19 protein-coding genes are annotated in these 22,256 nt (G+C 63.4%); 7 read left to right on the top strand and 12 right to left on the bottom strand.

What is annotated here, in order from left to right:
* Nucleotides 1–14: 14 nt before the first annotated feature.
* The 6 genes from NKJ35_RS05155 to NKJ35_RS05180 all read right to left on the bottom strand — a co-directional run bounded on the left by NKJ35_RS05155 (nucleotide 15) and on the right by NKJ35_RS05180 (nucleotide 8,348).
* Nucleotides 15–1,337, bottom strand: a complete 1,323-nt coding sequence (locus NKJ35_RS05155) for an NAD(P)H-dependent oxidoreductase (RefSeq protein ID WP_254820384.1) — start codon at nucleotides 1,335–1,337, stop codon at nucleotides 15–17.
* Between the two features lie 214 nt (nucleotides 1,338–1,551).
* Complete coding sequence (locus tag NKJ35_RS05160) at nucleotides 1,552–2,658, bottom strand: mandelate racemase/muconate lactonizing enzyme family protein (protein WP_352645422.1); 1,107 nt, start codon at nucleotides 2,656–2,658, stop codon at nucleotides 1,552–1,554.
* Nucleotides 2,659–2,714: 56 nt separating this feature from the next.
* A complete protein-coding gene (locus NKJ35_RS05165; protein WP_352645424.1) occupies nucleotides 2,715–3,446 on the bottom strand; it encodes a GntR family transcriptional regulator in 732 nt (243 codons plus the stop codon).
* A 282-nt stretch (nucleotides 3,447–3,728) separates the two neighbouring features.
* The gene (locus tag NKJ35_RS05170; RefSeq protein WP_254820387.1) at nucleotides 3,729–4,883 is read right to left on the bottom strand and encodes an efflux RND transporter periplasmic adaptor subunit; all 1,155 of its coding nucleotides are present in this window, start codon (nucleotides 4,881–4,883) and stop codon (nucleotides 3,729–3,731) included.
* Between the two features lie 16 nt (nucleotides 4,884–4,899).
* Nucleotides 4,900–8,079 carry an efflux RND transporter permease subunit gene (locus tag NKJ35_RS05175; protein WP_352645426.1) on the bottom strand — a complete coding sequence of 1,060 codons (3,180 nt, stop codon included), beginning with the start codon at nucleotides 8,077–8,079 and terminating at the stop codon, nucleotides 4,900–4,902.
* Nucleotides 8,073–8,348, bottom strand: coding sequence for a hypothetical protein (locus NKJ35_RS05180; RefSeq protein WP_352476600.1), 276 nt, complete (start codon nucleotides 8,346–8,348; stop codon nucleotides 8,073–8,075). The genes NKJ35_RS05175 and NKJ35_RS05180 overlap by 7 nt, the downstream gene beginning before the upstream one ends.
* Before the next feature lie 251 nt (nucleotides 8,349–8,599).
* On the opposite strand from NKJ35_RS05180, the gene NKJ35_RS05185 reads away from it, so the two are divergent.
* A complete protein-coding gene (locus NKJ35_RS05185) occupies nucleotides 8,600–9,181 on the top strand; it encodes a TetR/AcrR family transcriptional regulator (RefSeq protein ID WP_031211029.1) in 582 nt (193 codons plus the stop codon).
* Between the two features lie 535 nt (nucleotides 9,182–9,716).
* Here NKJ35_RS05185 and NKJ35_RS05190 read toward each other — a convergent pair.
* From NKJ35_RS05190 to NKJ35_RS05215, 6 genes are all read right to left on the bottom strand, one after another.
* Nucleotides 9,717–10,739: a LacI family DNA-binding transcriptional regulator gene (locus tag NKJ35_RS05190; RefSeq protein ID WP_352645428.1), complete on the bottom strand. Its 1,023-nt coding sequence runs from the start codon at nucleotides 10,737–10,739 to the stop codon at nucleotides 9,717–9,719.
* A gap of 57 nt (nucleotides 10,740–10,796) precedes the next feature.
* Nucleotides 10,797–11,591 carry an ATP-binding cassette domain-containing protein gene (locus NKJ35_RS05195; protein ID WP_254820391.1) on the bottom strand — a complete coding sequence of 265 codons (795 nt, stop codon included), beginning with the start codon at nucleotides 11,589–11,591 and terminating at the stop codon, nucleotides 10,797–10,799.
* A 3-nt stretch (nucleotides 11,592–11,594) separates the two neighbouring features.
* Nucleotides 11,595–12,581, bottom strand: coding sequence for an ABC transporter permease (locus tag NKJ35_RS05200; protein WP_254820392.1), 987 nt, complete (start codon nucleotides 12,579–12,581; stop codon nucleotides 11,595–11,597).
* Between the two features lie 106 nt (nucleotides 12,582–12,687).
* A complete protein-coding gene (locus NKJ35_RS05205; protein ID WP_254820393.1) occupies nucleotides 12,688–13,620 on the bottom strand; it encodes a sugar ABC transporter substrate-binding protein in 933 nt (310 codons plus the stop codon).
* Nucleotides 13,621–13,872: 252 nt separating this feature from the next.
* Complete coding sequence (locus tag NKJ35_RS05210; RefSeq protein ID WP_352645431.1) at nucleotides 13,873–14,667, bottom strand: SDR family oxidoreductase; 795 nt, start codon at nucleotides 14,665–14,667, stop codon at nucleotides 13,873–13,875.
* Nucleotides 14,668–14,744: 77 nt separating this feature from the next.
* On the bottom strand, nucleotides 14,745–15,902 hold the full coding sequence (locus tag NKJ35_RS05215; RefSeq protein ID WP_352645433.1) for a fumarylacetoacetate hydrolase family protein: 1,158 nt from the start codon (nucleotides 15,900–15,902) through the stop codon (nucleotides 14,745–14,747).
* A gap of 222 nt (nucleotides 15,903–16,124) precedes the next feature.
* Here NKJ35_RS05215 and NKJ35_RS05220 point away from each other — a divergent pair, with 222 nt between their 5' ends.
* From NKJ35_RS05220 to NKJ35_RS05245, 6 genes are all read left to right on the top strand, one after another.
* Nucleotides 16,125–17,408: an NAD(P)/FAD-dependent oxidoreductase gene (locus NKJ35_RS05220; protein ID WP_352645434.1), complete on the top strand. Its 1,284-nt coding sequence runs from the start codon at nucleotides 16,125–16,127 to the stop codon at nucleotides 17,406–17,408.
* 83 nt (nucleotides 17,409–17,491) lie between these two features.
* Nucleotides 17,492–18,379: an ABC transporter permease gene (locus NKJ35_RS05225; protein WP_352645436.1), complete on the top strand. Its 888-nt coding sequence runs from the start codon at nucleotides 17,492–17,494 to the stop codon at nucleotides 18,377–18,379.
* Nucleotides 18,376–19,254, top strand: coding sequence for an ABC transporter permease (locus NKJ35_RS05230; protein ID WP_352645438.1), 879 nt, complete (start codon nucleotides 18,376–18,378; stop codon nucleotides 19,252–19,254). Before NKJ35_RS05225 ends, NKJ35_RS05230 begins: the two co-directional genes overlap by 4 nt.
* Nucleotides 19,239–20,309: an ABC transporter substrate-binding protein gene (locus NKJ35_RS05235; protein ID WP_352645440.1), complete on the top strand. Its 1,071-nt coding sequence runs from the start codon at nucleotides 19,239–19,241 to the stop codon at nucleotides 20,307–20,309. Before NKJ35_RS05230 ends, NKJ35_RS05235 begins: the two co-directional genes overlap by 16 nt.
* Before the next feature lie 175 nt (nucleotides 20,310–20,484).
* Nucleotides 20,485–21,093: a cupin domain-containing protein gene (locus NKJ35_RS05240; protein WP_254820400.1), complete on the top strand. Its 609-nt coding sequence runs from the start codon at nucleotides 20,485–20,487 to the stop codon at nucleotides 21,091–21,093.
* The gene (locus NKJ35_RS05245; RefSeq protein ID WP_352645442.1) at nucleotides 21,083–22,168 is read left to right on the top strand and encodes an ABC transporter ATP-binding protein; all 1,086 of its coding nucleotides are present in this window, start codon (nucleotides 21,083–21,085) and stop codon (nucleotides 22,166–22,168) included. Before NKJ35_RS05240 ends, NKJ35_RS05245 begins: the two co-directional genes overlap by 11 nt.
* Nucleotides 22,169–22,256: the final 88 nt, after the last annotated feature.

Consider the following 22,256-nt stretch of genomic DNA (forward strand, 5'->3'; position numbering starts at 1 on the left):
GAGATCCGGCGGGGTCAGGCCGCGTTGGTGGCGAACCGTCCGTCTGACTGGTCGAGACGGCGGCGGATCTGGGTTATCACCATCGAATCGTCGGGTACACAATTTTCATAGGTCAGGAAGTCGCCGGTCTTGAGCGGCTTGACCACCTTGGCGCGTTCGGCAAGGCCGAGCGGCAGGGCGCCGCGGGCGCGCGCATCCTCCCAGGTCATGGCGAAGCCGCGATAGTCGTTCTCGCCGATCATGCCGAGAGATTGGCCAACGCCGAGATCGCTCTTGGCAACCGCCACCGCCTCGGCGACCGGATGGTCGAGCGGCTCCATGTCGGCACGCTTGTAGACCACCGCGCGCGCCGCCGACAGCGGCACTTCCAGGCTGGTCAGATGATAGGGCCGGAAGATCGTGAAATAGGGGCCTTGGCCGACCTTGAGGTCGATCATGCGCTCCAGCACACGCGGATGCCGGGTTTCGATGATGCAGAACACGCCGGGCGCCACACCCTTGCCGATCGAGTAATCGACAACGCCCTTGCGGTGCAGCACGCCGCCGTCCTCGCGCGGGCAAAGCACGCTTGCCAGCTCCTCCAGCGTCGCGGTCGGGCCGTGCATGCCCGGCACATCGGGCACCAGGCCGGTAGCATTGGCGATTGCCACCATTTCGATCGCCGTCTTCGAGCCGTCGACGAATTCGACCAGCATGCGCGCATTCATGTTGCGCTCGGCCGCCTCCTTCTCGTAGTCGGCCGGCATGGCGTCGATCTTCAGCGGATTGTTCTTGCCCTTGCCGGCGGCGATGATGTTGAAGCCGAGGCTTTTGGCAAAGCCGATGATCTCCAGCGTGCAGGCGGGCTCGTCGCCGGCGGCACCGGTATAGACGACGCCGGCCTTGCGTGCCTCCTCCTTGAGGAAGCGGCCGATGGTGATGTCGGCCTCGACATTGAGCATGACGATATGCTTGCCGTTCTTCATCACTTCGAGCGCAAACAGCGTCCCGATATTGGGATTGCCCGTTGCGTCGATGATGACGTCGATCCGGCCGGCCGCCGCCAGCGCATGCAAATCTTCGGTCACCGCGATCTTGCCCGCCTCGATGGCGCGGTCGATCGCCGCGGCATTGCCGGCCTGAACGATGTCGGAATGGTCATGGCCAGCGAGCAGCGCCGCGTCGATCGCTGCCTGCGGCCTGACTTCGGAAATGGCGCCGATCCGCATGCCCGGCATCAGCGCGACCTGGACGACGATGTCGGTGCCCATCTGCCCGGCGCCGGCAAGCCCGATGGTGATCGGCCCCTGCTGTTCAGCGCGCTGCAGAAGTTCCGCTGCAAATTGCGGATGGGACATGTCGCTTCCTCCAGTTCCTGACGCGCCGCAGCGTCCAAATCAACGTTTTGAACATTTCTATTTGCAAATGAAAAATATTTCAACCGGCAATTGGGCATTGCCGCTCTGCAATCGGTCGAAGACGATTGGATGAGCGGTCAATCCACACGGCCGTGCCTCCGCAGTCAGAAAGACGCGGCATATTCAGGTTGATTCGGTGCAGCCTTATTGCAGTTCAGCTGCCGATTTCGAAGAAGGGCGCACCGAGCAGGCCGGGAACGACATCGATGCCGAGGCCCGGCCCATCCGGAATGCCCATACGGCTTCCCGAAACCGGCGGCATGTTGGATGCGGTGCGCACCGTCACCCATTCGTGAAAGGCGATGGCGTGCAGCCGGCGCTCCTCCGGCGTCGACAGCGACAGATGCGCCATGGCCGATGTGTCGATCTCGGCGCCGCCAGTGTCCTCGACCGTGATCATGAAGCCGAGGTCGACGGCAAGGTCGCGGATCTGGCGCGTTTTGGTGACGCCGCCAAGGCGTGAGATCTTCAGCGTCAGCCCGTCGGCGGCCCCCTTGCGATGGATGTCGAGCATATCGTCCAGCGAGGCGACGGATTCGTCGAGCACCATCGGCTTGTCGAGCGAGCGGCGCACCGACAGGCATTCGTCGATCGTCGTGCAGGGCTGCTCGAACGTGTAGTCGATGTTGCGCGTCGCATCGGCGAACTGGCGCGCCTGGTAAGGCGTCCAGCCGGCATTGGCGTCGCAGAAGATGACGGTGCCCTTCGGCACGGCGGCGGCGACGGCTGTGACGCGTTCGATGTCGTCATGGACGTTGCCGCCGACCTTGACTTGCAGCCGGTGAAAGCCGTCGTTGAAGATGCGCTTGGCGAGTGCGGCCATCGCGTCGACGGTGCCGTGGGTGACGACCTTGTAGAGTTCGGCCGTCTCACTTTCGCGCCCACCGAGCAGGGTGACCAGCGGCACGTCGGCGGCGCGCGCCGCGAGATCCGAGCATGCCATGTCGAGCGCCGACTTGATGTAGGGATGGCCCTTGAACACCGTGTCCATCAGCCTGTTGATACTGGCAAGCCCGCGTGGGTCATGGCCAATGAGATGCGGTGCGATCTCGACGACGCCGGCGCGCGTGCCGGCGGCGAAGGCAGGCGAATAGAAGTTGCCGAGCGGCGCCATCTCGCCCCAGCCGGTGAGCCCGCTATCGGCGGTGACGGCGACGATCACCGCGTCGAACGCATCGGCGACGCGCCCCTTGGACATACGATAAGGCCCGTCAACGAAGGGCTGCACGACATGGTAGGCCTTGATGGTTTTGATCTGCACGTGTTCTGTCCGTTATCTTCGGTATTAAGGGTGGCCCGCCAAGCTTATCGGGCTCGTCACGCGGTTTCTGGCCGGCCGCGGGTCAGGCTTGCACGATCAGCGTCATTTGGGCGGCGTCGCTCCAGCCCGCGCGCATAGGCGAGCAATGCCTCGAAATCGAAATCGATGTGCTCCTTGGCGTGGCGCTGGGCAGCGCGCATGTCGCTGCCCTTGAGCAGCCGTACATAGGTCTCGTGAGCATCTTCGGCAGGCACCGGCTCGTTGCGCGCCCGCTGGTGCAGCGCGAAATACATCTGCAGCCGGCTGGTCAGCCGCTGCCACGTCTCGAGCAGCACCGAATTGTCGGCCCATTCGTGGATCAGGCCATGCAGTTGCAGCGCCGTTTCGATCTGCCGCGTCGTGTCCAGTTCGCGCGTCGCCTGCTTCACCGCCGCATGGCGCCGGTCGAGCTCGTCGAAGAAGCGCTGGTCGCGAAGCGGCCAGGTCCGCGCGATGGCGAATTCGTCGAGCACCTTGTTGAGCGAATAGGCATCGTCGATGTCCTTCGCGGTAACGTCGATGACGAAGGTTCCGGCGTAGGGGATGCTGGTCAGGATACCTTCCTGCACCAATTCGCGCATCGCCTCGCGCAGCGGCGCGCGGCTCACCCGCATCTGCTCGGAAATCCTGAGTTCGTTGAGCTTCTGCCCAGGTTCCAACTGGCCGGTCAGGATCGCCCGCCGGAGCAGCGCCACGATCTCGGCGCGTCTTGTGGTGTCGGCGATCGGACTGAAATCCAGCGTTGCCATTCCGGCTGCTCCAGCAAACCGGAAGGAAAAACAGATTGTCGACAATCTTACAAGAGGCGGGTCGTGGATTTCTTGACTTCCGCTTGGCCGGCGGCTTGCGGCGCAGGCAAGGCCGTCAGGCCGCACGGCCGCAAAAACCGACCCCGCTGAACATCACGCCGGCTTCTCGAAGCCGGCGTATGTAGCGCTTTCCCCAAGGAATTGCGTAAGACGGAACCTAGCAAAGCGGCGCCCTTGGCGTGGGAGCCGAGGGCGCCGCGGGACCGGACCTGATGGGGGTTATCAGGTGGCCGGTTTCTCGGGCAGCGGCGAGACCGGCATTCCCGGGCCGATCTTCTGCAGATTGCCGGTAATGACCCGGTCGCCTTCGGCCACACCGCTCAAGATGGCGACCTGATCGCCATTGGTCGGTCCGAGCGAAACGATACGCTGGTCGACCGTGTTGTCCTTGCCGACGACATAGAGGTATTTGCCGAGCTGGCCTGAGCCGAGTGCCGTCTGCGGTACCATCAGCGCATCGGGCTGCTCTTTGACGTGCAGCCGGACGCGGACATATTGGCCGGGGAGCAGCGTGAACTTGGCGTTGCCGATCGTCGCCCGCGCCGTGATCGTGCCGGTCGAGCGATCGATCGTGTTGTCTATGAAGGTAAGATCGCCCTTCTGGCGCGGTTCCGTTTCACCGGGAAGCAGGACGTCGACGCTGATCGGTCCTGCGGCCCGGGCTTCCTCGATCTGTGTCAGGTCGGTCTCGCTCGGATTGAAGGTGACGTAGATCGGATCGAGCTGCACCAGGGAGTTGAGCACGGTGCCGGCAACGCTGACCAGCGTTCCAACGGATGCCTGGCTGCGTCCGATGCGTCCCGCGAATGGGGCACGGATTTCGGTATAGCTCAAATTGAGTTCGGCGGTCCGCAAGGCGGCCTGGTTCACGGCGAGCGAGGCCTGAGCCTCACGCAAGGTGCTGGTGCGCTGGTCGAACACGTCCTTGGCGAGATAGCCGCTCTTGGCGAGCTCGCTGCCGCGCCCGAGATTGGAGCGCGCATAGTCGAGTGTTGCCGTGTCGCGCTGGATAAGCGCCTTCGCCTGCTCGAGGGCAGCCTGGAAATCCTCGGGGGCGATCTTGTAGAGAAGGTCGCCCTTCGCAACGTCACTGCCGTCGATGGCGACCTGCTCCTGCAGGTAGCCCGGCACGCGCGCCTGCAGCGTGATGCTGCGGATCGGCTCCACCCGGGCGGCGTAGTCGAGATAGATCGGGATCGTCTTCTTGACGACGCTCACCACCGGCACCGGCATGACGAAGGCTTCCGGCTTGGGTGTTGCCGCCCCGGCTGTGCCGGCGTTGAGGCTGAGGCTGCCCATGTCGAGCAGGTGAACGCTCGCCACCGAAATCGCCCCAAGGGCGACGGCCGTTCCCAGCGCGATTTTCCATTTACGCATGATCAATTCTCCAGTCCTATTCAGCCGCTTCGGCCAAGGGCTCGAAGGCGGGTTCGGCAGTTGGTTGTTCGGTCGCTTCGGAAACCGGTTCGCTCTCGCTGCGGCGCTCGCGCAGCTGCTCGATCACCGCATAGAAGACCGGCACGAACACCAGCGACAGGATCGTCGCCGCGACCATGCCGCCAAAGACGGTGGTGCCGATCGACTGCCGGCTTGCGGCACCCGCACCTGTGGCGAACATCAGCGGCAGCACGCCGAGGATGAAGGCGAAGGCGGTCATCAGGATCGGCCGCAGCCGAAGCCGCGCCGCTTCCATTGCGGCGTCGACGATGCTGAGGCCTTCTTCGCGTCGGCGCCGGGCAAACTCCACGATCAGAATCGCGTTCTTGGCCGCCAGTCCGATTAGCATGACGAAGCCGATCTGCGAATAGACGTCGATCTGCATGCCGCGCAGCCACAGCACGACGAACGCACCGAACAATGCGAGCGGCACCGCCAGCAGCACCATGAACGGCATCGCCCAGCTCTCATATTGCGCGGCCAGGATCAGGAAGACGAAGACGATTGCAAGGCCGAAGACGACGGATGCGATCGATCCTGCCTTGAGCTCCTGATAGGTGATGCCGGTCCATTCGTAGCCGAAATCTCTCGGCAATGCCGTGGCAGCGGCACGCTCCATTGCCGCCACCGCCTGGCCGGACGAAAAGCCGGGGGCGGCGCCGCCATTGATCAGCGCCGACGCATTGTTGTTGTAATGCGGCACAGTCTCGGGGCCGACGATCGGCACAAGCTTGCCCAACGTGCTCAACGGCACCATGCCACCCGACGCATTGCGGACATAGAGCCGCGATATGTCGGCCGGACCGGCGCGAGAGTCCTTGTCGGCCTGGATCGTCACCCGGAAGGTGCGGCCGAACAGGTTGAAATCGTTCACATAGAGCGAGCCGAGATAGATCTGCAGCGTGTTGAAGACGTCCGGCAGGTTGAGCCCGAGCAGCTTCGCCTTGGCGCGATCGAGATCATAGTTGAACTGTGGCGTCGAGGTCGAGAACGACGAGAACAATTGCTGCGGGTTGAGCTCCGGCTGCTTGCGCGCCTCGGCAATCACGGCTTGCGTCGCATCGTTGAGCGCCACGCTGCCGCGGCCGGTCAGGTCCTCGACCTGGAACTCGAAGCCACCGGTGGTGCCGATGCCCGGGATCGACGGCGGGTCGAAGCTCAGCGCAAAAGCCTCCGGAATTTGCAGCAGCTTGTTGCGCACGTCGGCGACGAGCTTCGAGGCGCTCTGGTCGGGGCCGCGTTCGTCCCATGGCTTCAGGATCGCGAATTCGACCGCCGAGTTCGACTGCGCGGCACTGGTCAGGAAGTTCAAGCCGCTGATCGAGCCGACGATGTCGACGCCGGGCGTGTTTTGCAGGATGTTGCGCGCCTTTTGCGCCACCGCATCGGTGCGTTCCAGCGAGGCCCCGTCGGGGAGCTGGATGACAACGAAGAAATAGCCCTGGTCCTCGACCGGAAGGAAGGTCGACGGCAGGCGCTGCCAGACGAAATAGGTCGCGACAAGTCCGGCCGCAAACACGCCGAGCATGATCCAGCGCAGGCGGATGAGAATGCGTACGCCATTCGCATAGGCATGCGCCAGCCGTTCGAAGCCCATGTTGAACCAGCGGAACAGCACGAACTGTGTTTCCGGCCGGTGGCGCAGGAAGGCGGCGCTGAGCGACGGGGTAAGCGTCAGCGAGACGAAGGCCGAGATGCCGAAGGAGATCGCCACCGTCAGGGCGAATTGGTTGTAGAGTCGGCCGGACACGCCGGGAATGAAGGCGACCGGCACGAAGACGGCCATCAGCACGGCGGTCGTGGCGATGATCGGGCCAGTGACCTCGGCCATCGCCGTGCGCGTGGCAGCCAGAGGTTTGAGGCCGGCCTCAAGTTGGCGTTCGACATTCTCGACGACGACGATGGCGTCGTCGACGACGAGGCCGATCGCCAGCACCATGCCGAGCAGGCTGAGCATGTTCAGCGAGAAGCCAAGCATATGCATGACGGCCAGCGTCGTCACCAGCGACACCGGAATTGCGATCGTCGGGATGATCGTGGTGCGCCAGCTTTGCAGGAAGATGAACACCACGGCGACGACCAGGACCAGCGCTTCGCCGAGCGTGATCAGCACGTCGTGCATTGAGGCCGAAACGAAACGTGTCGTATCGTAATGCATGGCGTAGCTGACGCCCTTCGGGAAACGGGCTGACAGCTCCTGCATCTTGTCCTTGACGCGCTGCTGCAGATCGAGCGCGTTGGAGCCCGGCATCTGGTAGACCGCGAGCACCACCGTCGGGTCCTTGCCGAAGAAGGCCGACGACGAATATTGCAGCGCACCGAGTTCGATGCGCGCAACGTCGCGCAGCCTGACCAGCGAGCCGTTGGCGGTATTGGCCCGCACGACGATGTCGCCGAACTCCTTGGGATCGCTCAGCCTGCCGACGGCGTTGACCTGCATCTCGAAGGCAGTGCCGGCCGGAGCCGGTGATTGCCCGATCTTGCCGGCCGCCACCTGGACGTTCTGCTCGGCGACGGCGTTCTGCACGTCGACGGCAGTAATGCCGAGATTGGCGAGCTTGTCGGGGTCGAGCCAAATGCGCATCGAATAGCGCCGCTCGCCGAAGATCTGCACGTCGCCGACGCCGGGCAGCCGCTTCAGCGGATCGACCACCTGCAGATAGGCGAGATTGCTCAGCGCGACCGGGTTGACGGAACCGTCCGGCGAGGTGAGGTCGACGATCAGGACGAAGTTCGGGTTCTGCTTCTTGATCGTCACGCCGCCCTGATTGACGATGGCCGGCAACGAGGAAGCCGCCTGCGAAACGCGGTTCTGGACGTCGACGGCCGCCGTGCTCAGATCGTAGCCGACGTCGAAGGTGATGGTGATCGTCGACGAGCCGTCATTGGAGCTCGACGACGACATATAGATCATGCCTTGGACGCCGTTGATCTGCTGTTCGAGCGGTGTCGTCACCGTGTCGGCGACGACCTGCGCGCTGGCGCCCGGGTAGTGAGCACTGACCACGACCTGGGGCGGCGTGATGTCGGGAAATTGCGAGACCGGCAGAAGGAAATAAGAGATTCCCCCGGCGAGCACCATGATGATGGCGATCGCCGACGCAAAGATCGGACGATGGATGAAGAAGTTTACCATGAGATGCACGCCTCGCCCGATGCTCTGGCCCGGCCGAAGGCCTTGGCCACCCTGGACAGTCGCCGGCTGCGCGTTGAGCCGGAATCTTCGAGAAAGCCGAAATCTTGCAGGGGGCGACGCGGCGCATTGCGGCGCTCGGCCTGCTCGTCCGCCAGCGCACGCAGCATCGCCTCGAAAGACCGCGGGTCGACGCGGTCGGCTTTCATCAGCATGCGGATCATCGGATCCCTCACGACTTCATCGATCGTCAGATCATTGCGCTGCGACATCGAAGCGGCTCCTGGTTTTGGCGATCCGCGGCAAGCCGCGGATCTGGTGTTTTCTTGCTCGCCGGCCGAGGCCGTGAGGTGCGGTTCGTCCCCTTGCCGATTGGGGCGGGGCTGATGACCGGCACTTGCGAGTTTGACATAATGCAATGCGGGTGTTACAGGTAAGTAACATCTCTAACGTTACAGACCGGTAACACCCTAGTCAAGAGGTGCACCGAGGGAATTTCGGAAACGCAATCACGGAGGTTTTGATGACAGACGGTGTTGTGGAGCGTGTTCGCCCCCGGGACAGGATCCTGGAGACGGCACGGGACATGTTTCACAAGCATGGCATTCGCGGCGTCGGCATCGACGCCATCACCGAGGCCGCCGGCACCAACAAGATGACGCTTTACCGGCATTTCGAGTCCAAGGACGACCTGATCATCGAATGTCTGCGGGCGACCGCTTGCAGCGCCAACGCGATGTGGGAGAAGTTCGAGGCCGAGAATCCGGGCGACAAGCTGGCGCAACTGCACGCCTGGGTCCGGATGGCGGCCGATTGCCTGATGTCGGATCGCCGCGGTTGCGACATGGCCAACGCCGCCATCGAGCTGAGCGAGGCCGATCATCCGGCAAGGCAAGTGATCAAGGAACTCAAGGAAGCGCAGCGCGAGCGTCTGGTCTCGCTGTGTCGCGATGCGGGTATCGGACAGGCCGAGCTTCTCGCCGATACGCTGTCGCTTCTGCTCGAGGGCGCCCGCGTCAGCCTGCAAAGCGTCGGCGCCGAGGGCCCGAGCGCGCAGTTCGTCCGCATGGCGGAAGGCCTGATCACTTCTTTCAGGGCCAGATAATCTCGCAAGCGGCGAAACGATCCGCGGCGTTTCGATTGCGCGCCGTGCCGCCGGGTGATGTCTCGTCCATCGCGATGTGCCATCTCGCGTCTCCCTTGCCCCAACAGCATTGCTGGCGCGGCGTTGTTTGCTGGTCGTGAGGCAGGATAGGGCCGCTGGCGAACCGGTGAGAGTGACAAGTGTGACAGGATTCTGCCCGACAAGCCGCGGCGAAGCTCAACGATTTGCGGATCAACAGCCGTGTCCGATGCTAGTAACGACCCCAAGCATCGCCCCCTATCCCGGCGCTGGAACAAAAAAAGCCCGCTGCCGGGAGGAGGTGGCAGCGGGCTCGATTTCGAATACGGCACGGGAGGAGGTGTACCGCACTCAGCGTCGGCATCGCATCTGGGAGGAGTAGATGGCCGACACCTGCGAAACTATCAATTGCCCAATGATTCGGCAACCAAAAAAGTTGCATAGGTGATGTGCAGATTTGCGGTATCAACCGAATTTTAACGATCGAGGCCCGAGCGACCACCGCCCCCGCACGACATCACTGCACCGGGACATTTTCCTTGAAGATCAGGCGCGGCTCGATGAATTTCCGCGTCAGATAGGGCGCCGACGAGGCGATCGAGCCGAGCAGGCGAATGACCGACTGTTCGGCGATCAGCCGCGCATTCTGGTCGATGACGACGTCGAGCAGATCGTCGACCAGATAGCCGCGCGTCTCGCGCGTCAGGTCATGGCAGATGAACACCGGCTTCGTCCGCGGCCTGGCTTCGAGCAATGCTTTTGCCACGCCCGAGCGCCCGGCCCCGACACAGTAGATCCCGAGCAGCTCCGGCTCGTTGTGCAGCGCCTTCATGGTCGCGGTATAACTGACCTCCGGCTCGTCGTTGATCTCGACGGCGCTGGTGACGGTCAGATTGGGGAACTCCTCGCCGAGCACCGAGCGAAAGCCCATCTCGCGTTCCTCGTGGCCGCGATAGGAACGTGAGCCGACCACCATCGCCAGATGGCCTTGGCGGCCGCCGAGGAACCGTCCCATCAGCAGCGCCGCGGTGCGGCCGGCCACCCTGTTGTCGATGCCGACATAAGCTGAGCGCGGCGCGCCGGGAACGTCGGACACCAGCGTGACCAGGCGGATGCCGGCCTCGACGATCTCGCGCAAGATGTTGCGCGTTCTCGGATGGTCGATGGCGATGACGCCGACACCGTTCGCCTTGAGCGAGAGGTTTTCGACGGCCATCTGCAAGGCACTCGGCGAGATGCCGGCGAGCTTGTGGATGCGGCAGGAGGCGACCAGCGGCAGGCGCGCCGCATAATCCTCGATGTGCCTGGCCAGATCGGCCATGAAGGCATTGCTGCCCATCGGCAGGAAGAATTCGAGATGTGCCGGCCGCGAGGGCAACGCGACCTGGTCGACGACCGGCAGATAGCCGAGCTGCTTGGCCGCCTCCATCACGCGCTGCCGGTTGGCGGCACTCGCCCCCGGCCGGTTGTTGAGCACACGGTCGACCGTCGCGGTCGACAGGCCGCAGCTCCTGGCAATATCCGAAACGGTGGCTTTCATGTCGCAACCATGTGGCGATGCGATCCAGTGCCTCGACGATAAGCCCGGCCCGGCTGCTCAGCCGGGCCGTTGCGTGCCCTCGGCCAGCGCGTCACGGATCTCCTTGTCCGACATGCCGGTGATGACGCGCTCGACTTCGGCGACGCTGGTCTTCTTCGGGTCGATATCGTCGGCGACCACCTTGCCGCGGCGCATGACGACGATGCGGTCGACCACCTGGAAGACATGATGGATGTTATGGGCGATGAAGATGCAGGAATGGCCGGAATCGCGGGCACTGCGCACGAAGCTCAGCACCCCTTGCGTTTCGGCGACGCCGAGATTGTTGGTCGGCTCGTCGAGGATGATAAGGTCGCTGTCGAAATGCATGGCGCGTGCAATCGCCACCGCCTGCCGCTCGCCGCCGGAGAGTGAGCCGATCGGCGTCGTCGGCGGGATATTCTTCGAGATGCCGACCTGCTTGAGCAGGTCACGGGCAACCACGTTCATCGCCTCCTGGTCCATGCGGTTGAGGAAACGCGGCGGCTTGATCGGCTCGCGTCCAAGGAACAGGTTACGGGCGATCGACAGCTGCGTCACCAACGCGGAATCCTGGTAGATCGTCTCGATGCCATGGGCGATGGCGTCGCTGGTACTGCGCAAATTCACCTTCTTGCCACGGATAAAGATGTCGCCGCTGGTCAGCGGGACCGCGCCCGACAGCACCTTGATCAGCGTCGACTTGCCGGCGCCGTTGTCGCCGAGCAGTCCGACGATCTCTCTTTCGTTGACATGGAAGTTGGCATCAACCAGCGCCTGCACGCGCCCATAGGACTTGCGGATATTTTCCATGCGGACAAGCGGTTCGGCCATGGTTCAAGTCCCTGCCTGATGCCGGCGTTCCAGCCATGAGTGGAGCGCCATCATGCCGAGGATGATGGCGCCGATGAAGATGTTGTAGGCAAGGCCGGGCACACCGATCAGCACGATGCCGTTGCGCATCACGCGCAGGATCAGGATACCGAGCACCGTGCCGATGATTGTGCCGCGCCCGCCGGTCAGCGCCGTGCCGCCGATCACTACCATGGCGATGACTTCGAGCTCGTAGCCGGTGCCGCTGTTGGGGTTGGCCGCCGAGGTGCGCAGCGAGGAGATGACGCCGGCGAGCGAGGCCAGGATCGACGACAGGATGAACAGGCCGATCTTGACGCCGCTGACATTGACGCCGCGCGCCCTTGCAGCACTCGGGTTGCCGCCGGCCGCCTGGATCCAGTTGCCGGTCCGGCTCTGCGTCAGCACGTAGCCGAGCGCGATTGCGGCGGCGATGAACCAGAACAGCGACATATAGATACGGAACGGCCCGATGAAGAAATCGCCGACCAGGGCTTCCGCCAGCCAGCTGCCCTCGGCACTCCAGGTCCGCTGCGGAAACCCGCTGGTGACGAACAAAGCGGTGCCGCGCACCACCAGCAGCATGCCAAGCGTCACCAGGAAGGACGGGATCTTGAGCTGCGTCACGAACCAGCCATTGACCAGTCCGATGAAGGCAGCGACCACCAGCGCAACGACGAAGGCGGCTTCGAGCGAGGCGACGCCGCTGTTGAACAAGGTCCACATCAGGACCGGCGAGAAGCCGAAGACCGAGCCGACCGAGAGGTCGAATTCGCCTGATGTCATCAACAGCGTCATCGCCAGCGCGATCAGCCCGAGTTCGACCGTGAAGGCCAGCGTGTTCGAGATGTTTTGCGGCGACAGGAAGTCGTGGTTGATGCCCCAGAACACGGCGATCTCGATGACGAGCAGCACGAACGGCCCGAACTCAGGCCGCGCGATCGAGCGTTGGATAAGAGAACGATTTTCCACCTTGGACCCGCGATAGGATTGGATTTGGCCGAGACAGCAAGCGGTTCGGCGGAATGATGAGACGGTCACGGCCGCCGAAGCGGCCGTGACCAACTCGATCGCGGACCTATTTGCCGGACAGGATCTTGTCGTATACCGCGGCGGTGTCCTTCTCGTAGAGCGCGCCGGTGATCACGTCGAAGCCTGGCGGAATACCGCTTGCCGCCATGTTGGCGAGCGAGAGCGCGACGTAGCTGGTCGCCTGCGGATCCTGCCACTGCGCGGCATTGACGTAGCCGTTCAGCACTTCCTGGGTGGTGTCGAGCGAGTTGCCCCAGCCGACGACCGGGATTTCGCCCGGCTTGACGCCGACCTGGTCGAACACCCGCTTGATCGAACCGGTGACCAGGTCGCCGAGGCCGATAACCGCCTTGACCTTGGCCCTGTTGGCGGTGAGGTAATCGACCATGCGGTTGATCACTTCGGCCTGGTCGAGCGTCGCTTCGGTGATCTCGTAGGTGATGCCGAGCGGCTCGAACACGCTCTTGATGCCTTCCTCTTCCTGGACGCCATAGGTGGCGCCGGGAACCTCGACCGGCATCCAGACGAAGTCGCCCTTCTTCACAAGGCCCTTGTCGACCAGATACTGCGCCCAGTGCTTGCCGAAGGTGACGTTGTCGCCGCCGACATAGGCGTTGAAGTCCGCCTTCGGGTCGGGCGTGTTGAAGTTGATGATCGGGATGTTCGCCGCCCGCGCTTCCTTGACGATCTCGACAAGGCTGCCCGGATCAGGGCTGGTCGTGGTGATGCCGTCGGCCTTCGCGGAAATCGCGGCGCGAATAGCCTCCTGCTGCGACGCCACGTCGCCATTGTGGAACGATGTGTTGACAGTGTTTCCGGTGTCCGCCGCCCATTGCTTGGCGCCGGCAAGGAAGTAGGTCCAGACCGGATCGGCCGGGCCGCCATGCGAAATCCAGTAGAACGTCTTGGCCTGTGCCGCGGCCGGAATGGCCAGCGCCACTACCAAGCCAAGTACAAGCAGTCTTAGCCTCGTCAGCATTTGATTTCCTCCCATTTGAACCGAACTCCTCCTCCGACGACGATCACCGCGAAAAGCCGTGCGCGGCCAAAACGGTGGTCGCATTTTGCCAGCGTCGACCTGGGCGCATTAGAGCATTCCCTTTTTCGATCGATGGCAAGCCTCCATCCGCCAATGGACGTTGGCGCAATGCACGACGCCATCAGCAATCCCATCAGATTGCATCAGTTTGGCTGATATTTTCCAGGCGGCCGACGATCGGCCCTGCGACCGTCACGCAATGCCGCGCGGCGGCGCGCCGAGCACGGATTGCTCTAGGTCGATAAGCGTCCCGGTCATCAGCCCGGAGGCGTCGCTGAGCAGGAACAGCGTTAGCTGGGCGACTTCGTCCATGGTCAGCAATCGACCAAGCGGCAGGCCGGCGGCGGCGATCTTTGCCCAGTTTTCGCCCTTGCCCAGCGTGCGCGCCTGCATCTCTTGTTCGGCCGGCGTCGCTACCCAGCCCATGTTGATGCCGTTGACGCGGATGCGATCGGAAAGATGCGCGTTGGCAATGTTTCTGGTCAGCGTCGAAAGCGCGCCCTTGGTGGCGGAATAGATGGCAAGGTCCGGCGCACCGCAATGCGCATTTACCGACAGTATGTTGACGATGGCGCCCGCCGCCCGCCGTCTCTTCATGTCGGCTACGGCCGCCTGCATGAGAAAGAACGGCGCGCGCGCATTGACGGAAAACAACCTGTCCCAGTCGTCGATTGTGCCAGTTTCCAGCGAGGCCCGGTCGGTGAGGGCCGCGGCGTTCACCAGACAATCGATGCGGCCGAGTCTTTTGATCGCTTCCGCCATGACAGCTGCAGGCGCGGCCGGATCTCCAAGCTCGGCCTGGATGAAGACGACGGGCCGGCTTGGTCGTGAAAGCTCTTCGGCGATGCGTACGCCACGCTCGGCATTGCGGCCGACAATGGCGATCCCTTCGCCGCCGCCGGCTGAGGCCAACCGGGCGATGGTCTCGCCAAGCCCTTGCGTCCCGCCGGTAACGACGAGGGTCTTGCCCTCAAGAGCGACGATCAATGGACTCTCCCGAATGCCGACGAGCAGGTAATTTCCAATCAGAGAATTCTAGATCTATCGGATGTTAGGCTGGGGGACTAGATGAGGTCGGCCCTTGCGAGGTCGCGCATCAGATGGCTGGCGCCATAGGTCCAGTGTGGGCAGTCGGGCGACAGCCGCACGCGGTTGACCAAGGCGCCGAATTTCTCCGACGAGATGGTGACGATGTCGCCGACCTTGTGGGTAAAGCCCTTGCCTGTTTCGCCGCGATCCTTCGACGGCACGAACATCGTGCCGAGATAGAGCGCCAGCCCGTCCGGGTATTGGTGATGTGGCCCCATGGCGGCGGCGACCAACTCTTCTGGCGAGCGGCTGATCTCGGCCATCGAACTGGCGCCTTCCAGCGAGAACCCATCCTCGCCTTCGACTTTCAACCGTACGATCGCCTGCTTCACGTCGCCGTTGGAAAATGTCTCATCGAACAGCCGGATAAACGGGCCAAGTGCTGCCGAAGCGTTGTTGTCCTTGGCTTTGCCGAGCAGCAGCGCCGAGCGCCCCTCGACGTCGCGCAGGTTGACGTCGTTGCCGATCGTCGCCCCGACGATCCTGCCGCTGCTCGCGGCGATCATGGCGATCTCCGGCTCCGGATTGTTCCATGTCGAAACCGGATGCAGGCCGACATCGGCGCCGAAGCCGACCGAGGCCATCGGCTGGCATTTGGTGAAGATCTCGGCATCGGGGCCTATGCCGACTTCCAGATATTGCGACCAGGCGCCGCGCGCAATCAGCTTGGCCTTGATCTCCATCGCTTCCGGCGAGCCGGGCTTGAGCTTCGACAGATCGTGGCCGATCAGCCCGGCGATGTCGGCGCGAATGGCGTCGGCCTTTTCCGCCGAACCGCGCGCCTGCTCCTCGATCACCCGTTCGAGCAGGCTGACGACAAAGGTGACGCCAGACGCCTTGATGGCCTGCAGGTCGACGGGGGACAGCAGGTATGGTTTCCCCGGATCGCGCGCTGTCTCGAAACTGTTGGCCGCAATGGCATCGAGCGGGCCGATCGGCCGCCCCTTTGCCGAGCGGACGTGCGCTGCCGGATCCGGCAATTCGCAAACGTCGCGTACGGTCGGTGCCACATTTGACGTGATGTCGAAGACCGTGCCGTCACGCACCGTGACCACCAGCGGATGGGAAGCATCGCTCGCCCGGGCGCGGCCCACGAAGAGGCCTTCGGCGGGCAAATGTGTGGCGTTCGTCATGGCTTGTATTTCCTGTTGTCTTGTCCTTCGGCCGCGGCACTTTCAACAAATTCCCGCCAAAGGTCTATCCCGCTTGCAGGGCGAGCTTTGTCAATTCTTTGGGTCTTCGCATCGCTGGACCTTGATCGAGCCTGACGTGCGCCAACGGCGACGGAAAACGCTCTTTCAAAATAATGAAACCGTCGCTAGGGTTTTTCACCTACTGAAGTCTCCAGGTGACGCTTGCTCTTACGGTTTTCCGACCCAATCTGGCAGAAGCCGCGGACAGCCACCGCGTTCCAGTCGCTTTTTCCAGCCGGCCAATGCGTCGATGTCGTCATCGTCGGCGGCGGCATCATGGGGCTGTCAACGGCCTTGCACGCTGCCCGGCTCGGCCTTGCGGTCCAGGTGCTGGAGGCCGGCGAAATTGGCAATGGCGCGTCCGGTCTGAACGGCGGTCAGGTTATTCCTGGCCTGAAATACGATCCGGACTGGCTGCTGGAGCATTTTGGTCTCGAACGCGGTGAGGCGCTCGTCAACTTTGCCGCCTCGACGGCGGACGCCGTCTTCGAAATGATCCGCGACGAAAGACTGGCGGTGCCGTTCGTCCGCAATGGCTGGATCCAGGCCGCACACACCGAGACCGCGCTGAAAGCGGCGGCGAATCGGGATCGGCAGTGGCGCGCCCGCGGCGCCGATGTCCGGTTGCTGAGCGGGACGGAGATCGCGACGATGACCGGCGCGCAAGGCTATCTCGGCGGCTGGCTCGATCGCCGTGCCGGCGTCTTCGATCCGCTCGCCTACACGTCGGAACTGGCGCGCGTCGCCGCAGCGGCAGGCGTGAAGATCGCCGAGCGCCAGAACGTGATGCAGATCAGCAAGAATGCCGGCAATTGGCACGTTTTTACGGAAAGCGGCGCCGAACTCAAGGCCAAGGCGATTGTCCTGGCGACCAACGCCTATACCGGCGGCCTGCTTCCCGGCCTCGCCGAGACGATCGTCCCGCTGCATTCCTTTCAGATCGCGACAGCGCCGCTATCGTCCAATCTCGCGGCGGCGATCCTGCCGGAGGGGCAGGCGGTTTCGGATTCGCGCCGCATCCTCGTCTATTACCGCAAGAGTGCCGATGGTCGGCTGGTGCTTGGCGGACGCGGCCGCATGGCCTTGCCGAACAGCCCGGCCGACTGGGCGCATCTGGAACGCGCGCTGCTGCGGCTCTACCCGGCGCTGTCCGACGTGGTCATCGAAAAGCGCTGGTTCGGCCGGGTGGCAATGACGCCGGACCATCTCCCGCATATCCACGAGCCAGAGAAGGGTCTGCTGGCGGTGGTTGGCTGCCAGGGCCGCGGCATCGGCCTGATGACCGCGCTTGGCGAGCGCATTGCCTCCTATTTGTCGAGTGGCGACACCAGGCAATTGCCGTTCCCGGTCTCGCCGATCCGGCCGATTCCGTTTCACGCCTTTCGGCAGGTCGGCGTTGCCGCGACCATCGCCTGGTACCGGATGCTGGACGCCTTCGAACGCTGACGTTCATTCCCAAACGTCAAACAGCTTGACAGCTTCACGAATATGAAAAAAGCTTAGTCGATTTCAAATACCATAGGCAGTCGATGTCGACCATCGCCGCAACGCAGCCGCTGCCGGAAACCCGGTCTTCGCCGGGTTTCCGCTTCGCCATGCTGCTGCCGGGCGGGCTCGTCACCTTTGTGCTGATCCTTTTCGCCTTGGGGCTGGTGTTCTTCCTGGCCTTTCGCGGCAATGACGGCTCGCTGCTCGGGACTGGTTTCACCCTTGCGAATTTCGTCACGGTGGCCACCGATCCGCTGTACTGGACGGTGACGCTGCGCTCGCTGAGCATCGCCGGCCTGGTGACGCTGGCAACCGTCGTCACGGCGTATCCTGTCGCCTATTATCTGGCTTTCCATGCCGGGCGGCGACGCGGGCTGCTGCTGCTCCTGCTGACCCTGCCGTTTTGGACCAGCTATCTGCTGCGCGTCTTCGCCTGGAAGATCGTGCTTGCCTATAATGGCGTGCTCAACTCGGCGCTGATCGAAAGCGGCATCTGGTCGGAGCCGACATTGGCCTTTCTCAACACACCGGCAGCGGTCGTCGTCACGCTTGCCCACGCTTATGCCCCGTTCGCCATCCTGCCCATCTATGTGGCACTGGACACGATCCCGAAATCGCTGCTCGAAGCCGCTTCCGATCTCGGCGCAAAACCGTTCACCAGCTTCCGCCGCATCGTGCTGCCCAATTCGATGCCGGGCGTGCTGGCGGCGGCCCTCGTCGTCTTCGTGCCGACCGTCGGCGACTATGTCACCCCGGCGTTGGTCGGCGGCCCGGCCAGCACCATGATCGGTACGCTGATCCAGGCCGAGTTCGGCAAGGCAAATGACTGGCCGTTCGGCGCCGCACTCGCCGTCGCCGTCATGCTGGTCATCCTCGCCGTGGTGCTGGTGGTGCGCTTCGCCGACCGCCGATACGGCAGCCGCACATGAACGCGGCGCGTGTCGATGCAAAACAGGGCGGCGGCTGGCTCGGCGCCTATGTCCTTGCCTATCTGGTGTTCCTGTATCTGCCGATATTGCTGATCCCGCTGTTTTCCTTCAACAATTCGATCCAGGCGGCGTTTCCGCTGCAAGGCTTCACGCTTGAATGGTACGGCACGCTTTACGGCAATTCGGCGCTGTCCGGCGCGCTTGCCACCAGCCTCGTCATCGGCGCAATTGCTGCCACTGGCGCAACACTCTGCGGCGTGACCGTGTCCTATATGGACCTCTACGGCCGCTCGCCGCTGGCCGCCACGATCAGTGCCATTGCGCGGCTGCCGATCCTGATCCCAGGCGTCATCGTCGGCATATCGCTGCTCATCCTGGTCAACCTCGCCGGCGTTGGGCCGTCGCGCATTGCCATTGTGCTCGGCCATGTGTTGGTGGCGCTGCCGACGACGGTGGTGGTCATGCGCAGCCGCTTCGCCGCCATCCCGAAGACCATCCGCGAGGCAGCGCTCGACCTCGGCGCTTCCGACTGGACGACCTTCAGACGGGTGATGCTGCCGCTCAGCCTGCCGGCCATTATTTCGGCGTTCATGCTGGCCTTCCTGACCTCCTTCGACGAGTTCATCGTCGCCTTCTTCCTTGCCGGCACCGAGCCGACGCTGCCGCTTTATATCTGGAGCCAGCTGCGCTTCCCGAAATCGCTGCCGACCGTCATGGCGCTCGGCACTTCGATCCTGGCCGTGTCGTTCCTCATCGCCGCACTCGCCGAAATCCTTCGCCATCGCGGGCTTGCTGCCACCCGGCGGTCAGCGCCCGCCAACCTGTCAAAACCAGAAGAAACCGAAGGAGGAGAACTGCAATGGCATTCGACCTGAAATCGATAACGGCAAAGACAGCGAAAACCGGACTGGCTGCGTTCGCGCTGGCGCTTGCGTCGACTATCGCCTTTGCCGGCGACAAGCTGCAATATTTCACGTGGTCGGGCTATGAACTGCCCGACTTCAACAAGAGCTTCCTCGCCGCGCACCCCGATGGTGTCGAAGCTTCGATGTTTGGCGACGACGATGACGCTTTCACCAAGGTCAAGGCCGGCTTCCGCCCCGATGTCGCGCACCCATGCTATGACAAGGTGGCGCGCTGGAACAAGGAAGGCCTGCTGCAGCCGATCGACACCAAGCGCATCAAGAACTGGGATTCGATCTTCCCGGTCTTCAAGAACCTGCCCGACCTGCAGGCCGGCGACGGCAAGGTCTGGATGGTGCCGTGGGACTGGGGCAACACCTCGATCCTCTACCGCACCGATCTGGTGAAGAACCCGGAAGCCAGCTGGAACCTGCTTTGGGACAAGCAATATGCCGGGCGTATGGCGACCATCGATGCCGTCCACGACACACCGGTGGTGGCGGCCCTTCTCGCCGGCGTCAATCCATTCGACATGACACCGGAACAGATGGACAAGGTGGCAGAAAAACTTCGCGAGCAGCGCCCGCTGCTCTCGAACTACACCGCCGACATGACCTCGGTCGAACAGGCATTGGCCAGCGGCCAGTTGGTCGCGGCCATGACCTGGAACGCCTCGGCCACCTCGCTGAAGAAGCAGGGCGTGCCTGTCGAGTTCATGAAGCCGAAAGAAGGCATGCTGACCTGGGCTTGCGGCTTCGTCATGCTCAAGGACGCCAAGAACGTCGACCTAGCCTATGACTTCATCAACAGCCGGCTGGAGACGGATTCCGGAAAGTATCTGATCCAGGCCTACGGCTATGGCAGCTCGATCAGCTCGGCTTTCGCCGCCGTGCCGAAGGAGGAGTTGGAGAAACTGCAGCTGCCTTCCGATCCCGAGGTGATGCTGAAGACCACGATCTTCACCGGGCCGATGAAACAGAATGACGAACTCGCCAAGATGTTCGAGAAGGTCAAGGCAGGCGGCTGAGTTCGCACTTCCTTCTCCCCTTGCGGGAGAAGTGTCGCCGAAGGCGACGGATGAGGGTGTTCCAGATGGCACCGACGGCACTCCGGCCAACACCCCTCATCCGTCTCGGCGCTTCGCGTCGATCCACCTTCTCCCACAAGGGGAGGGAAAAACCTTACCAAATAAGGACGAACGAATGGACATGCTGGACGAAGCGGCTGAGAAGCCGAAGGATGACGCCGACGTCAGGGTCGGCCGGCGCGTGCGGGCGCTCAGGCTGGAGCGCAATCTCTCCCTGGCCGAACTCGCCGCCAAAGCCGGCGTCTCGATCGGTGCGCTGAGCCAGATCGAGCGCGGCATGTCGTCATTGCGGGTGCGAGTGATCTGGCCGCTTGCCGCCGCCCTCGACATCGAGCCGTCGGCGCTGATTGTTGATGGCAACGATGCCGGCAACGATCTTTATTGCGTTCGCGCCAACAGCCGGCGTCAGATCCCGGTCAAGTCGGAAGGCATCGCCAAGGCGCTGCTGTCGCCGCCGGCTGCCACGCTGACCGGCATGCTGGTGACGGTGGAAGCCGGTGGCGGCACCGCCGAAGCCTACGCCCATGCCGGCCATGAATTCGGCTTCGTCCTGTCGGGCGAGGTCGAGCTGGTGGTCGATTCGACCAGATACGGGCTGAAGGCCGGTGACAGCTTCGCCTTCAAGAGCACCTTGCTGCATGCCTTCCGCAATCCGGGCAGCGAGCGCTGCCAGATCCTGTGGGTCAACACCACCAAGCCGTCCGAGGTTCGCGATGGCGCCTGATCCGCTCGTCCGGCTGGACAAGGTCTCCAAGATTTTCCCCGGCGGCATCGTCGGGCTCGACACCGTCGATCTCAATATTTCGCGCGGCGAGTTCCTGACCCTGCTCGGACCGTCCGGCTGCGGCAAGACCACCAGCCTGCGGGTCATCGCTGGTTTCGAAGGCCCGTCGAGCGGCAGGGTCCTGCTCGAAGGGCGCGACATCACGGGGCTCAGGCCCTTCGACCGCCCGGTCAACACCGTATTCCAGGACTACGCGCTGTTTCCGCACATGAACGTCGCCGAAAATGTCGGCTTCGGCTTGTCGCTGCGCAAGCTCGCGGGTGCCGAACAGGCGAAGCGCGTCGGCGCAGCGCTCGACATGGTCGGCCTTGCCGACAAGCTCGGCGCCCGCGTGTCCGAACTGTCGGGTGGCCAGCGCCAGCGCGTCGCGCTTGCCCGCGCCATAGTCTGCGAACCGCGCGTGCTGCTGCTCGACGAGCCGCTGTCGGCGCTCGATGCGCATCTGCGCGAACAGATGCAGGTCGAATTGAAGCGCCTGCAGTCGCGCCTCGGCACCACTTTCGTCATGGTCACGCACGACCAGACCGAGGCGCTGTCGATCTCTGACCGCATCGTCGTCATGAACAAAGGCCGCATCGAGCAGACCGCGCCGCCGGCGACCCTCTACGACCGGCCCGCCACCAAATTCGTCGCCAGCTTCATCGGCACGATGAACCTTCTGCAGTCGCGCTTTGTCGGCCGCGACGGCGAGCGCTTGCGGTTCGCCGCCGGCGCCCTGCCGCTGGAAGCCGTTTCGGAGACGGGCGAACTGCCTGGCGAGGGCACGGTGCGCACCATCGGCGTGCGTCCGGAGGATCTTTTGGCGACGACCGAGGCCACGGCCGGCACTGTACCGGTGCGGGTGAACAGCATCGTCTTCCACGGCCGCACCTTGCGCCTTCATGCAGAGCTGGGGCAGGGGACACAGGTGGTGATCGACGCGCCACGCCCGACAGAGGGTTTTCAATTCAGCGTCGGCGATGTGGCGCATATCAGCCTGCGCCGCGGCGCCAACTGCCCTATGCTGCCCAGCTAGTCTGATTTTCAACTTCCAGAAAACCGGAGTGTTCCCACATTTATCGGCAACGGGGCGCAGACTTCGAATTCCTGCTCGGCAGGGCTTC

This window comes from Mesorhizobium sp. M0136 (genome assembly GCF_040322515.1).
Taxonomy (GTDB): Bacteria; Pseudomonadota; Alphaproteobacteria; order Rhizobiales; family Rhizobiaceae; genus Mesorhizobium.